Annotated in this window: 8 protein-coding genes; 6 read left to right on the plus strand and 2 right to left on the minus strand. The window is 61.4% G+C overall.

Translation table 11 applies throughout. The features are described from left to right. Window positions 1–12: 12 nt before the first annotated feature. The 5 genes from QCBJ_RS22815 (at window position 13) to QCBJ_RS22835 (ending at window position 3,252) form a co-directional block, all read left to right on the plus strand. Window positions 13–591: a fimbrial protein gene (locus QCBJ_RS22815; protein WP_012722435.1), complete on the plus strand. Its 579-nt coding sequence runs from the start codon at window positions 13–15 to the stop codon at window positions 589–591. Between the two features lie 10 nt (window positions 592–601). Then, window positions 602–1,096: a fimbrial protein gene (locus QCBJ_RS22820; protein WP_102061647.1), complete on the plus strand. Its 495-nt coding sequence runs from the start codon at window positions 602–604 to the stop codon at window positions 1,094–1,096. 13 nt (window positions 1,097–1,109) lie between these two features. After that, the gene (locus tag QCBJ_RS22825; protein ID WP_012722437.1) at window positions 1,110–1,589 is read left to right on the plus strand and encodes a fimbrial protein; all 480 of its coding nucleotides are present in this window, start codon (window positions 1,110–1,112) and stop codon (window positions 1,587–1,589) included. Window positions 1,590–1,600: 11 nt separating this feature from the next. After that, on the plus strand, window positions 1,601–2,149 hold the full coding sequence (locus QCBJ_RS22830; RefSeq protein ID WP_046034414.1) for a fimbrial protein: 549 nt from the start codon (window positions 1,601–1,603) through the stop codon (window positions 2,147–2,149). Between the two features lie 131 nt (window positions 2,150–2,280). Then, on the plus strand, window positions 2,281–3,252 hold the full coding sequence (locus QCBJ_RS22835; protein ID WP_102061648.1) for a fimbrial protein: 972 nt from the start codon (window positions 2,281–2,283) through the stop codon (window positions 3,250–3,252). Between the two features lies 1 nt (window position 3,253). Here QCBJ_RS22835 and QCBJ_RS22840 read toward each other — a convergent pair whose 3' ends face one another. Together QCBJ_RS22840 and QCBJ_RS22845 are read right to left on the minus strand one after the other, a co-directional pair. Continuing rightward, on the minus strand, window positions 3,254–6,352 hold the full coding sequence (locus QCBJ_RS22840) for a transglycosylase domain-containing protein (RefSeq protein WP_102061649.1): 3,099 nt from the start codon (window positions 6,350–6,352) through the stop codon (window positions 3,254–3,256). A 112-nt stretch (window positions 6,353–6,464) separates the two neighbouring features. Further along, entirely contained in the window at window positions 6,465–11,696 is a 5,232-nt protein-coding gene (locus QCBJ_RS22845) for a hypothetical protein (RefSeq protein ID WP_102061650.1), read from the minus strand. A gap of 476 nt (window positions 11,697–12,172) precedes the next feature. Between QCBJ_RS22845 and QCBJ_RS22850 the strand changes: the two genes are divergently transcribed. Then, entirely contained in the window at window positions 12,173–13,582 is a 1,410-nt protein-coding gene (locus tag QCBJ_RS22850; RefSeq protein ID WP_102061651.1) for an amino acid permease, read from the plus strand. Window positions 13,583–13,588: the final 6 nt, after the last annotated feature.

Below are 13,588 nucleotides of genomic sequence, written 5' to 3' on the forward strand. Positions count from 1 at the left end.
CGGGAGAACATCATGAAGTCGCAACGTATAAGCGCCTGGGCCGGCCTGTTACTGGTCTTGATGGGAAGTGCGCACGCCGAGGATGAGGACATTGAAGGCATGAGCGGGAAGCTGAATATTCTCGGGTCCATGCATGAAGTTCCGTGCAGCCTGGAGATGGCATCAATGGATCAGACGATTGACCTGGGTGCCGTGTCGACGAGCCAGCTCCAGCGGCCCGGCGATCAGGCGACAGCCAAGGCATTCCAACTGCTTTTCAAGGACTGCCAACGCACCGCAGGCAGCATCCGCAATGAGCGCACCGGGAACCTGACATGGAGTGCGCATCAACCGGTGGTGACGGTCATGTTTGTCGGACTTGCCGATGCCGATGATGCACGCCTGCTCAAAGTTCAAGGCATCACCGGGATGGGCTTGCGCATGATCGATGCCCTGGGGCGGGACGTACAGCTGGGCTCAAGGGGCCAACCGTTGTTCTTGCCTGTGGGCAATAGCACGCAGACCTGGAATGTCCAACCCACGCGCACCTCCGCACCTTTGACCAGCGGGGCCTTTCGGGCCGTCGTTGATTTCAGGCTCAAATATGAGTGAGGGCAGAACAATGGCTAAGTCAAAAGGCCCGTGGGCCCTTCTTATCGGCGGCGGCTTACTGTGGGTGGTCAGTCAAGGTGTGCAGGCTGACGTCAATCTGAGCATCCGTGCGGTCATCATTGCGCCTCCGCCGTGCGTCATAAACAACGGCAGTACGCTCGATGTGCCTTTCGGCAATGACCTGCTGACGTCACGGATCGACGGCGTCAACTATCGCCGGGGCGTGCCCTATACCGTCAGCTGTGACTCCCCGTTCAGCAACGCGTTGACACTGGAACTCAGGGGCACGGGGGCTTCGTTTGATGGCCGCGTGCTGTTGACCCGCAAGCCCGACCTTGGGGTAAAGCTGTTCATCAATGGCGCTGACTGGCCTCTGAATACGGCCGTGAATTTTACCTACCCCAACTTCCCGGTCGTGCAGGCGGTACCTGTCAAGCGCGCGGGCAGCACGCTGACGGGAGGTGCATTCGATGCCGCCGCCACCCTTGTGGTCGATTACCAATGAAGAGAAGCGATCCATGACATTTCGGCAGCAGCGAGCGTTGCTCGCCTTGTGCTTCATCGGCTTTTGCAGTGGCGCGTCGGCCAACCTGACGTTCAGCGGAACACTGAATGAGCCGCCCCCTTGCACCATTAATGCAGGAACCACGATTGAAGTCGATTTTGGCGATGTCGGGGTCAAGCAGGTCGATGGTGTGAAATACCGCAGGGCACTCGGTTACCTCATTACCTGCGGCGCCGACACGCTGCCGTGGCAGCTGAAATTGAGCGTTAACGGAACACCAGCGGCTTATGACGCCTCGGCGGTGCAGACCAGCGCCGCTGACCTGGCCATTCGGATTTTTCAGAATAACGCCCCGTTCCTGCTCAATACGCCACTGGATATCGCCCTGTCGTCACCGCCGCTGTTGGAGGCCGTACCCGTCAAACGGCCAGGCGCAATCCTGGCCCCGGCAAGGTTCACGGCGGTGGCCACGCTGTTGGCCGAATACCAGTAGGAGTTGAGTCTATGCACCCTGCAATTGTTCATAAGGCTTGGCCCTGTGCCGGGCTGGCATTACTGCTCACCTTCGGCTTGATCCCCACGGGGCAGGCGGCGGACAACCTGTCTTTCAAGGGCAACCTGGTTGAAGAAGCCTGCACCCTCCGACCGGGTGACGAGGCGATCACCCTGGAGCTCTGGGACGTTACCAGCAAGCACCTCTACATCAACACGCGCACGCAGGGAAAGGGCTTCAAGGTGCACCTGGAAGACTGCGATACCAGTATTGGCAACACCGTCACCATCACGCTCGGGGGGCGAGAAAACATGGCGCTACCCGGCTTGTTCGCGCTGGATGGTGGAAGTATTGCCTCAGGCATCGGCATCGGTCTGGAGACACCGGCTAATAAGCCATTGCCCGTGAATACCGTCAGCGATGAACAGGTGCTGAGTAATGGCAGCAATGTCATTGAACTCAAGGCCTACGTGCAGGGCGAACCGAATGCCATCAAGGATCAAACCATAGGGCACGGCGCCTATAGGGTGACCTCAACGTTCACGTTGGACTACCCGTAACGCGGTACACCGAAACTCATAGGCTGAAAGAAATAGCCTCAGACAAACTTCAACTCGCTTCTGGGCGGCTTAAACGCACGGGCTGCATGTTCGTCGTGCGGTGCCCGTTAAGTGAGCAATGAGAGATCAACATGAAACGACTATATGGAGTCTTGCTGCTTCTGGTCCTGACAGGTATTGCGACGACCGCCAGAGCAACGGATTGCCGTGTGAACGGCGGACCGTGGATATTTGTAGGCGCAGGCGGCACGCTAAACCTGCAAGTCCCCGTCACTGTTCAACTGGGTGCGGACAGAACCCGAATCATGCTGGAAGGGGTGCGGCTAGAGTGCCGGTTTTCCGGCTTTGGGGGGAGCCAACCTTGGTATACGGACTACTGGGCGACGTCGGCCAGAGTAGGACCTGCCTGGGTACCCGGTGCAAAATTTGCCAACCAAGGCACGGGCTTACGGATAAACGGAAGTTACTACAACAACCCCGTTCCGAATGGCATTCGAATGACAACCATGCCGAACAATCTCATCGGCGTCCCGGTCGATGTAACGCCCTATATTCTAGTGCGCAATGATCCTGCCAACCCTATCGACGTTCGCATCGGGGATGTGCTTGGAAGATTGAATCTCGACCAGACAAACAACTACAACTCCGGCAGTTCGGCGCTTGCGGTGACCTACACCGCCGCCAATAACTTCTCCATTTCGCCGTCAACGTGCACGATCAACAATAACAACCCGATTGACATCAACTTCGGCAACGTACACCAGAGAGCGATAGGCACCGACCCGCTGACAACGACCGTGCGCAGCGACCGTCGGCTGACTTACTCATGCCCGGACGGCGGGATTACCACGCCGATCACCATCACTTATAAGGGCGTCCCCTCGACGTTCGACTCACGCCTGTTGGTGATGACCAATCCCGATGTAGGCACGGCGCTTGTCCGTGCAGGGACTGCGGTTCGAGTCGGCAGCTCCTTCCTCACCCAAATCAACAACAGTGTGGGGGGCGATGACGTGACCTTTACGCTGGTCAGGCGTGCGGGCTCCCTACCCACTGCCGGGCCCATCAACGGCAGCGGTGTGCTGGTGATGGGGGTGCCATGACCTAAGGCCCCGCCACACACTGTGAGTGGCTACCCGGTTGCAGGTACGGCGTCAGGATCGGCGCCATGCCCTTGAGCACCTGCACCGGCAGCGCCGAGGTGAACGTGAAGTGCTGCGCCGAGGCACCGGGCACGAAGGCGGTGAGTGTGCCGAAGTGCTGTTCGCCGATGTAGAACACAAAGGTCGCCGTGCGGTTGATCGACTTGGAGCTCAGCACCCGCCCGCCGGCGCCGATGGCTTCAATCCGGTTATCGCCGGTACCGGTCTTGCCCCCCATGGCCAAGGGCGAGCCGTCGGCCAGTTTGAAGCTGCCGGAAACCCGCTTGGCGGTGCCGGCGTCCACCACTTGGGACAAGGCCCCGCGCAATGCGGTGGCCACCTCGGAAGGCATCACCCGTTTGCCGCGGTCGGGGGTGTTGGTCAAGCGGGTTTCGTAGGGCGTGCCTGTGGCGAACTGCAGGCTGTCGATGCGCAGCACCGGCTCGCGCACACCATCGTTAAGAATAATCCCCATCAACTCTGCCAGCGCGGCGGGGCGGTCGCCCGAACTGCCGATGGCGGTGGCCAGGGACGGTACCAGGTGATCAAACGGGTAGCCCACCGCCTGCCAGCGCTGGTGGATATCCAGGAACGCCTCGACCTCCAGCATGGTCCGGATACGGCTGTCCCGGGCGCCTTGATGGCGGCTCTTGAACAGCCAGCTGTACACCTCCTGACGCTCGAATTGACTGGCTTTGACGATCTCGCTGAAGGTCGCTTGCGGGTGGTTCAGCAGGTAGCCCAGCAGCCATAAATCCAAGGGATGGACTTTGGCGATGTAACCTTGGTCGGGCAAGTCGTAGGCGCCGGGGCCGTAACTCTTATAGAGCTTGGCCAGGCGCTCGTCGGTGAGTTTTTCCTGGGGCTTGACGCCGTTCAGGTGCGAGCGCACGAAGCGGTTGAAGGTGTCCTGGTTGGCGTCGGGCAACAGGTAACGGTGCACCGCCGCCAGGCGAATCGGCGTGGGCCGCAGGCTGTCGAGGAAGGTGTCCAGGCGCGCCTGGGTGTCTTTTTTCTGGTATTTCTTCCAGAACTTTTGCAGGAAGGTCGTGCCCTCGCGGTCGGCGAACCGGGCCAGGTATTCCTGGCGACGCGGGTCATCATCGTCCTTGAGCAGCACGGCGCTGTTGTTCGGCCCCGCGTAGGTGCTGTAGCGCACCAGGTCGCGCATCAAGCGGATAAACGGCAGGTTGATCGACTCACGCAAGGCGTCCCGCAGGGTGGGGTTGCGGCCATTGTCTTCGTTGCGAAAGTTATGGAAGTGATGCAGGCCGCCACCGGTGAAAAAACTTTCGCCGGGGTTGGCCGAATACGTGCGGTCCAGGGCCGCGTCGAGCATCGCGGCAAGCGATGTGCCGGGGTTCTGGGCCAGGTAGTCGACGGCCCAGCGGCTGAGACGGTCCTGGTCGTTAATCTCGGCTTTTTTCAGGGCTGCCGGGGTTTGCCCGGCATAGCGTTGATGCAGTTCGGTGATGATTTGCAGGTAAGTCGTGAGTACCCGCAGCTTGGCGGTAGAGCCCAGTTCCAGCTTACTGCCTTCGTTGATGTCGAAGGGTTGGTCGGTGCTGTCGGTCTGGACCCGCACCCGTGAGCTGTCGGGAGTCAGTTCGAACAAGGTGAAGCTGTAGCGCACTTGCGGTGTGCTGTCGGCGGTGAGCAAGCGTGGGCCGATCAGGCCGATCTGACCGGCAAAGGTCGGGTCGGCCAAGTGTTTGAGGTACTCGGTGACCTGGGCTTGCAAGTCACTCTGCAAGGTACTGGTTGCGGACAGATCAAGGCGGTCAAGGTCGTACAGCGGGCGATTGAGCAGGGCGGCCAGACGGCTGCGGGCAACGCTGATGCCTTTGTTGGTTTCAATCGGTTGGATCGTCGGTTGCTGTTGCCAGTCGCGGTACGTGACCTTGGCGGCCAGCGCGGCCGCCGACAACGCCGAGTCGATCACGCCGTTTTGCGTGAGCAGGCGCAGATGGCTGTCGGTCAACTGCGCCAGCTCCTCGCGGCCCTTGCTCAGGTAGTGAGAGGGGCGGCGCTGGGCAATCATCAGCGACAGCACTTCACGCAGCGCCAGGCCACGTTGCTTCAGGCTTTGCGCATCGTGCGTGGTGCTGACCAGCGCCTGGTTGACCTGGGCGAAATCGGCGCCGTACCACACACGCAATCCTTCGGCCATGCCGTGCACCTCACCGTGCCCGGGTACTGCCGACAACGGCACGCTGTTGAGGTAATCGCGCACCACATTCTGTCGGGCCTGTAACGTGTGTGGGCCGGCCTGATAAGCGCGCACGCTGGCGGAAATCATCTGGCGGATTTTCTCACCGCCGGACAGCGTCAGGCCGTCGGGGGAGTGGCGATACTTTTCCAGCTGCGTGGCCAACGTGCTGCCCCCAGCGGTTTGCCCCGGCAGGTGCAGCAGCTTCGCCACCTGCGACCAGGCTGCCTTGGCAAAACGTGGCCAGTCCACGGCTGGGTTGGCCAGGGGCTGCTCGGGGTCGAGCAGGTCACGGTTCTCGATGAACAACAAGCTGTGCACCATCAACGGTGGTATGGCATCGAAACTTGCGTACAGTTGCTGCGGGTAGTTGAACTGGTACAACGGCGCCGCCCGGCAATCGGTGATGGACAGCCCCGCCTGGGTTTTTTCGGCATAGGGCACAAAAAAACCGTGATTGTTGTAATCCATCAACGCGCCAGAGAACCGGGTTTGCGCCTGCACCCTATAATCGCGTTTAAGCAGCCGGGGCAAAAACTCTCCGAGGGCGCTGTAGCCCAGGCGCTTGTCGAATGGCCCGGCACCGGGGTAAACGATGGCCTCGCTGGGGCCGGGCTCAAGCGTATACGTGAGGCTGGCGGCCAGGCGGCTGAGCTCGCGGGCTTGCAGGGCCGAGGTGCGTACCTCCCGGGCGGTGGCGAAGCCGAGGGCAATCAAGGCCATCAACAGGACCAGCCAGAACACCCGTCGCCATAAACGGCGAGGTGCAGGCGTTTTGGGCAAAGATGGCTGATCCACACTGCTTTCTGAAACGGCAGCCTTGGTCGAATCCGATTGCCACAGAGCACCCATAGTCGATTGATCCATTCACGCAGATTGATCGGACTTGTCTGAAGCTTAGACGGTGGCGGGCGATTGCAGCGGCGTTTTTGTATGGCATGTCGACAGAGGAACGCGTGTTGCGTCAGGGCAACGGGTGTTTCAACCCATTATTGAGCAGTGCCAGCCAGTGTTGGTCATTGGCCTGGCCCCAGCGGTAGGTGCCCTGGTCGTTGAAAAACACCGAGATATCCTGCAGAGACCACGCGATCATTTTCTCATTGAGCAGTTTCATGTAGTCCCGCGCCGGGCAGACGATGGCCGCCCATGGGTCGCAGATCCACAGGTCCGCCCAGCCTGCTTCCTTGAAGTCCAGCGTGTGTGTCAGCGTGGCGGTGGGTGCGCCTACCACCACGAAGGCGTGCGCGGGCGGGCTCATGCCCCAGATGTGCGCGTGGCCACCGTTAACCCGGATCAGCTCTCGGGCGACATGAGCCATCTGGTCGCAATTGCCGGCGCCGGTCTTGAGGATCACCTCAGTGTAGTTGGGATGGCCGACGCGGCTGTATTGCCACATCACCAAGGACTCGGCGATGTCCAGCCGGGTCAGTTCGTCAAGGCCGGTGCCCACCACATTGGCTGAGCCGATACCGGTGCTCTTCACCAGGGCCACGGTGCTTGCGTGCGCCTTTTGGGCCAGGTACTGGTTGAGTTTTTCTGCGCTGCCAGCAGCCTGAATGAACGCGGTACGTGGCCAACTCTCCAGTTGCATTGGCCTTGCTGCAATGCTGATCGGCAGGCGTTGCCCTTGATCGCTTGCGTTGAGCAACAACTCGCGTTGCTTGAGCGGGCTCAAGGTGCTGGCCTGCTGGCGAAGGCGCGCAATTTTTTGGGGGCTGAAATCTCGGCGAGCCAGCTGTCCGTACAGCACTTCCAGGGTCGGCAGAGTGACCAGGGGACGGTTGTGGACATAACCTGCCGCCGTTAAATAGTCGAGTTTACGCTGGCTGAATGCGCGGATCAGTTGTTCGTGCTCGCCCCCTTGGCTGAAGTACAACTGATTGCACTCCGACGCGCGGCGACTCACCTCATAGAAAATCCCTGTATCGGCCTCTACGACAATGCGGGGGTTGGGGAGTGTGCCTGGCGGATTAAGGTCGACCGCCATCGCCCGCACGACGCGGCTGTCTTCCACACCCTCAACCAACGCCTGCAATTCAACCACCCGCGTTTCGCGGCTGAGCTTGTTATCCAATTGGTCGTTGGGCAGGCCGAACTGCGGTTCATCGTCGAGCAGGGTGCCGGTGACTTTCGGCTTGTACTTCAAGAGCGGCGGCAGGGCCACTGGCGTGAGGTCGAAGGTGCTCCCCGAGGGTATTGCCTCATACAGCCGGTGGTCATACACCAGTCGTCGCGGGGCCGACCCCACAGTGGGCGCCGCGGTGAGACGGATATGCTCAATCGCCTGCACCCGGCGATGATGAATGGATGAGCGGCTCGTGGAGAGTCTTTTGGTGAAGCACACCAACGGGATCGGGCTGCGTTTTTTTCGGCCGGTGAGGCAAGCCGCGTCCAGCCCTTTTTCGACCCTAAAGTAGGCGGGTGATTGCACATCGTCCAGGTGCGTTGCGGCCTTGTGCTCAAGGCGCAGCAGTTGGTTCTGGTGCAGCAGGTCGGTGGCCTCCGAGCGCGGGATGACCAGCGGCTGGGTGGCGAAAAAACGTTCTGTGACCAACGCCCGGTAACCATTGGCGGCGCGCATCGGTATCACGCCGACGGCACTGGCCAGGCGAAAACTATCCAGCGGCGGCCCATACGGTCGGGTGCTGAAGGGGGAGCAGGCGTGCCAGCGGTTTTTGTGCAGGAGGGCGTTGATACGCACGAAGTCGTTCCCGCGCAGCACCGTGCCGTTGCCGATGTCGGCGCGGGCCAGCAACGTGGGGTAATCCAGCCATAACGCGTTGGCGGTGCTGCGTTGAATTTGCCCGATCGCCGTGTCGAGCACACGTCCTGCTTCGGTCGTCAGCCGGATCGCGCCGCTACCGGCCAGCCTGAACAGGCCGGGAATACCGTCCAGCGGGTTCAGCACGGTATTGAGGAAGGCGCTGCTCAAGCGGCCCAGTTGGATCAGTTTAATCGGCAGCGGTACGGTTCTTTTCAAGATCGCCAGCGAGGCCGTAAGAAACTGTTGGGTGGGAAACAGCAGGGCCAGCAAGTCGATAAAACAGCCATAGGCCCCATCGATGGCGCGGCGCAGGTCTGCGGAGGTGATGTCGGTGGCGCACGACCAAAACGGGACGAGTTTTTTAAGCCGGGCCAGCAACCGATCCCAGCGTTGCTGCAAGTGTTCGTGCCGGGTCGAGCCCCTGGCCTGCACGCGCAAGCCGTCGACTTCGAGGAAGAAGTGTTGCTGCACGATGGCGTGGGCAATGGCGCGATTGACCGACGATCCAAACGTGAACGCCGTCGACGGCAGTGAGTTGTCCGGCGCCGGGGTGGATGACCACAGCAGGTCGATGATCACCTTGGAACGGATCCCCAGCCTCGGCGGGCGCCCATTGGCGTAGGCTTCCCAGTCCACGGACAGCTCATCGCCGACCAGCAACTGCGTGACGGGGTGGGTCGAGTGGGCACCGCCGGTGGTGGCCGAAATCGGCGTGCCTCCCAGGCGAAACGCCAACGGTGGGCCGTCGCGCTTGTGCACGCGGTTCAGCAGAGGGAACAGCTCGTACTCCTCGATGCCGGTGGGCGATGTCGCGCGCAGGATCACACCCGTCCGCGCGGTACGGGCGAGCTCTTCTTCCTTGCTCAGCAGCGTGAGGTCCTTGCCAGGTGGTTTTTTCAGCACCAACAGTTGCAGGTCAGCCTGTTGCAGGTGCGAACGATCAGCCAGGGGCAATTGCGCCAATAGGTCTTCAATCGTGGTGCTGTAGGCCTGTTTCATCGTTGCGATATAGACGCCAAAGGCCGTGTCGAAGCGTTCGTTGATATCCCCTAATTGCCCAAACGATAGACGCAGTTGCGCCAGGTCCAGCTGCGGTTCGATAGACGCCCACCGGGTGTCGTCCAACTGGCCGTCCATGTGCAATTCCACCAGCGAATGCAGGCTGTAGTTCTCGCGATCGTGATGGTGCATCGGAAAGCGCAGGCTGCTGCCGGCCAGCGGTGGAACCGGGCGCCACAGGCAGGCTTTTTCCAGCCACGGCTGCTTTGGAAATACCCGTTTGAGATCCTCCAGGGCGATGCTGCGGCGACTCGGCGGTGTGCTGGCAACGGTGATCAGCGCGTCCTTCAAGGCTTGCAGGCGATGCATCAGGCGGGTTTTAAGGGCGTCGATCTCGTCAGTCAGGTATTCACCGTTCTCGCGCTCGGGCAGTTCGCCTTGGGCGATGGCCCAGTCGAGCAAGGTGCGGGTGGCGGTGTACGCGCGCCACTGTTGCTGCTGGACGGTCTTGGGCGGCTGCGCAGCCAGCGCGATCATGTCGTTGTAGGTCATGTACTGCGGTGATCCAGGCGCCAGTGCGTGCGCAATCATCACGCCCTGCTTGAAGGTCATCCAGGCGATCGATGTGCGAAAACGCAGGGTGTCGGGCAATGCCTGCACCAGAAACTCCGGCGCGGTGCCGGCCAGCAACAAGTGCGCCGCCAGCGGGGCGGCGGCGGTCGAGACCTTGCAGGTGCGCATCACGTGCAGTTCCAGTTCGCGGCGTAAGTCGGCATGGGGTTTGCCCCAGTGCACGTCGGCGACCAGGTTGAAGCCGGCCGGCACGTAGCCTGCTTCACCGGCCGCAGGGTCAAGGTCGAGGATCAGTGCGCTCAGCACCAGCAGGCCCAGGCTTGTCTGGCCGGCGGATTCGTCCGCGTGTTGCCCATACCACTGCAGTGCCGTGATCAGCTGTTGGCCCAACGCACGCGCGGGCTCCAGGCCGAGCAGTTGCTTGAGCAGAGCGTCGGCCTGTGTGCGGATCTGCTCAGGCGTTTTGCCGTTCAGCAGGGCGCCGCATAGCCGATCGAGCAGGCGTGGGCGGTTGTTCTGCCGCCCGGTATTGATCGTCTCGATAATGGTTTTCCGTTGGGCGGTATCCAGTTGCACCGGCGAGCGAGCCGTGGCGCTCAACAGCGCGTGGTAGTCACCGAATGCAGGGGGCCTCGGCAGGTTCATGTGCAGGCTCAGCAGGGTGTCGTCGGCGGCGGCCACCGTGTCGGGTATGTCGAGTTCATGGTGGTGCAACAGCTGCTTGAGGCTGAATGGGCCGCAAGCGGAGCGGGCACTCACGGCGGGATGGCGAGCGCTGTCGGGCTGGCGTGCGCTGGAGTCTGGATCGGGTGTCAGTGGCACGCCGGCGGTGTCGATCAGGCTGTCACTGTCCTTGCCCAGGACCAGGGCCTTCAACGCTTCGGCCATGAGCGCCCGGTCGTGATCCAGCGCCAGCCATTGCAGGTGTTGCATCAGGGCGATGTCGGCGTTGGCCAGGTCGGCGACGGGCAGCATCGTCAGCGCCGTCGACTGGCGCAGGGTGTCGATCAGTGCCCGGGCCTCCTCAGGTGTGTCGGGCACCGGCAGGTCGTGGCACTGCAGGAGCTGGGCAACGCTGAACAGGCCACTCTGGTGGACAAGGGTGCAGAGCTGTTCGGCGACGTCGACCAACTGCTGCAGCTGGGCTTCGGGCAGCAACGCCAGCAACTGTTCGATGCCGATGTCGACCAACATGCCCAGGGCATTCTTGCCGCTGAGCCGGCGCGTGGCGGGGTCGAACGCATACATGCCGGGTTGCAGGCCTTGCGCTGACTCAAGCGCCAAGAATTCTGCCGTGGTGGTAAGGGTTGTAAGCAGCGCTGCGCCGGCTTGCTGGGTCGTGGCCCAAAACGAGCCGGACTCGAGCTTGAGGTAGGTCTTGTAGGTGGAAAACAGATTGAAATCGTCTTCATCCACCAGGTTTCCCAGGCGGTCGGCGAGTTGGTGCAGGTCCTGGTTCAACCGCTTGAGGCTGTCATTCAGGCCCACCTTGGGGTCGGCAAAGGTGTTCAGTTGATCCAGCGCCTGGGTGATCACCCGGCGCTCCCCGTGATGGCGGGGGTGTGGATAACCGTAAAAGTTCAGCACCTGTTCTGCGCCAAGCGCCAGCTGCGTGGTGTCTTGCTGCACGTTCAGGCCAGCCAGGTCCAGTGGCAGTCGTGTGAGCCAAGCCTGCACGTTCGGTCGGCTGAGCGCTTTGCGATAGAGCTGCAGCCAGCAGCCCAGTGACGAACATTCTGGAATGCGCAAGGCGGTGGTGTCGGTGGATTCCAGGTGATTGATCAGCGCGGTTATCAAGCGGTTATCGGCCGCCAGGCGCAGCGCCCGACCCTGCTTGAGTACGTCGAGGGTGTTTTGCATGAGGATGTCCCTTCGGTGTCATTGCCGTCCTGGCAATCGAGGATTGCTGATCGTGAAGGGCCTGCGCTTGAAGCGGTATCGGCACGGTGCGCCTCAAACCGTGGCCGAGTTCGGTGTTGGCGGTGTGATGGGCTGAACAGGCTGAAATAGAGCCTTTTGCCAGGCCCGTCCGATCAGGCGAGGGGCATGACGCTGCACGGCGGCTGTGCAATACTCGCCCGCCTCGCAACACCTGGAAAACGTCTGAACACAGGTCATGCTTTCTCGTAGAAAGTGCATTCGCCCAGACTAATCGCTGAATTTAGTCGTTTATAGAGTGAAAGGCCCCGCGTTCGGGTTTTTATACTGCATGCCCCACCGATCCTGCAGGACGGGCCTGTTTACCCCTCAGGCCCGATCAGAGTCGCCCCGGACCTATCGGTCTTACGGCGGCAAGTTCGGTGGTTCATCCAATAACAAGACGAGGTTGTACCCTTATGCCAGTTGGCAACTCCCTGCCCCATGGCGAGACCGCTCAGGGCGGCCCGCTCAAACGCGAATTGGGCGAACGGCATATCCGCCTGATGGCCCTCGGCGCCTGTATCGGTGTCGGCCTGTTCCTGGGTTCGGCCAAGGCCATTGAAATGGCCGGCCCGGCGATCATGCTGTCCTACATCATCGGCGGTCTGGCGATCCTGGTGATCATGCGCGCCCTCGGCGAGATGGCCGTGCACAATCCGGTCGCCGGCTCCTTCAGCCGCTATGCACAAGACTACCTGGGCCCGTTGGCGGGCTTTCTGACCGGCTGGAATTATTGGTTCCTGTGGCTGGTGACTTGTGTGGCGGAAATCACTGCCGTCGCGGTGTACATGGGCGTCTGGTTCCCCGACACGCCGCGTTGGATCTGGGCCCTGGCGGCCCTGATCAGCATGGGCACCATCAACCTCATCGCGGTTAAGGCGTTCGGCGAGTTCGAGTTCTGGTTCGCACTGATCAAGATCGTCACCATCATTGCCATGGTGATCGGCGGTGTCGGCATCATTGCGTTCGGTTTCGGCAATGACGGCGTGGCATTGGGCATTTCCAACTTGTGGGCCCACGGCGGCTTCATGCCCAACGGCGTGACAGGCGTACTGATGTCGCTGCAAATGGTGATGTTCGCCTACCTGGGCGTGGAGATGATCGGCCTCACCGCCGGTGAAGCGAAGAACCCGCAGAAGACCATCCCCAGCGCCATCGGCTCGGTGTTCTGGCGCATTCTGTTGTTCTACGTCGGCGCGCTGTTTGTGATTTTGTCGATCTACCCGTGGAACGAAATCGGCACCCAGGGCAGCCCCTTTGTGATGACCTTCGAACGCTTGGGCATCAAGACGGCGGCCGGCATCATCAACTTCGTGGTGATCACGGCGGCACTGTCCTCGTGCAACGGCGGCATCTTCAGTACCGGGCGCATGCTTTACAGCCTGGCGCAGAACGGCCAGGCCCCGGCCACCTTCGGCACCACCTCGAGCAATGGCGTGCCGCGCAAGGCCCTGCTGTTATCGATCTTTGCCTTGCTGTTGGGCGTGCTGCTCAACTATCTGGTGCCGGAGAAGGTCTTCGTCTGGGTCACTTCCATTGCCACCTTCGGCGCGATCTGGACCTGGGCGATGATCCTGCTGGCCCAGCTCAGGTTCCGTCGTGGCTTGAGCCCGGCCGAACGTGACGGGCTCAAGTACCGCATGTGGCTGTACCCGCTCAGTTCCTACCTGGCCCTGGCGTTCCTGGTGCTGGTGGTGGGCCTGATGGCGTACTTCCCCGACACGCGCGTGGCGCTCTATGTCGGGCCGGCGTTCCTGGTAATGCTGACGGTGCTGTTCTACGTGTTCAAGTTGCAGCCGACGCAAGCCACCGTGCCCGTCCGATAGGCCCTA

The organism is Pseudomonas sp. QC2, assembly GCF_002859085.1.
Taxonomy (GTDB): domain Bacteria; phylum Pseudomonadota; class Gammaproteobacteria; order Pseudomonadales; family Pseudomonadaceae; genus Aquipseudomonas; species Aquipseudomonas petroselini.

What these genes read in the sequence shown, in the direction of transcription:
- QCBJ_RS22815 (WP_012722435.1), top strand. Translation starts at nt 13, where the DNA reads ATGAAGTCGCAACGTATAAGCGCCTGGGCCGGCCTGTTACTGGTCTTG.
- QCBJ_RS22820 (WP_102061647.1), top strand. Translation starts at nt 602, where the DNA reads ATGGCTAAGTCAAAAGGCCCGTGGGCCCTTCTTATCGGCGGCGGCTTA.
- QCBJ_RS22825 (WP_012722437.1), top strand. Translation starts at nt 1,110, where the DNA reads ATGACATTTCGGCAGCAGCGAGCGTTGCTCGCCTTGTGCTTCATCGGC.
- QCBJ_RS22830 (WP_046034414.1), top strand. Translation starts at nt 1,601, where the DNA reads ATGCACCCTGCAATTGTTCATAAGGCTTGGCCCTGTGCCGGGCTGGCA.
- QCBJ_RS22835 (WP_102061648.1), top strand. Translation starts at nt 2,281, where the DNA reads ATGAAACGACTATATGGAGTCTTGCTGCTTCTGGTCCTGACAGGTATT.
- QCBJ_RS22840 (WP_102061649.1), bottom strand. Translation starts at nt 6,352, where the DNA reads ATGGGTGCTCTGTGGCAATCGGATTCGACCAAGGCTGCCGTTTCAGAA.
- QCBJ_RS22845 (WP_102061650.1), bottom strand. Translation starts at nt 11,696, where the DNA reads ATGCAAAACACCCTCGACGTACTCAAGCAGGGTCGGGCGCTGCGCCTG.
- QCBJ_RS22850 (WP_102061651.1), top strand. Translation starts at nt 12,173, where the DNA reads ATGCCAGTTGGCAACTCCCTGCCCCATGGCGAGACCGCTCAGGGCGGC.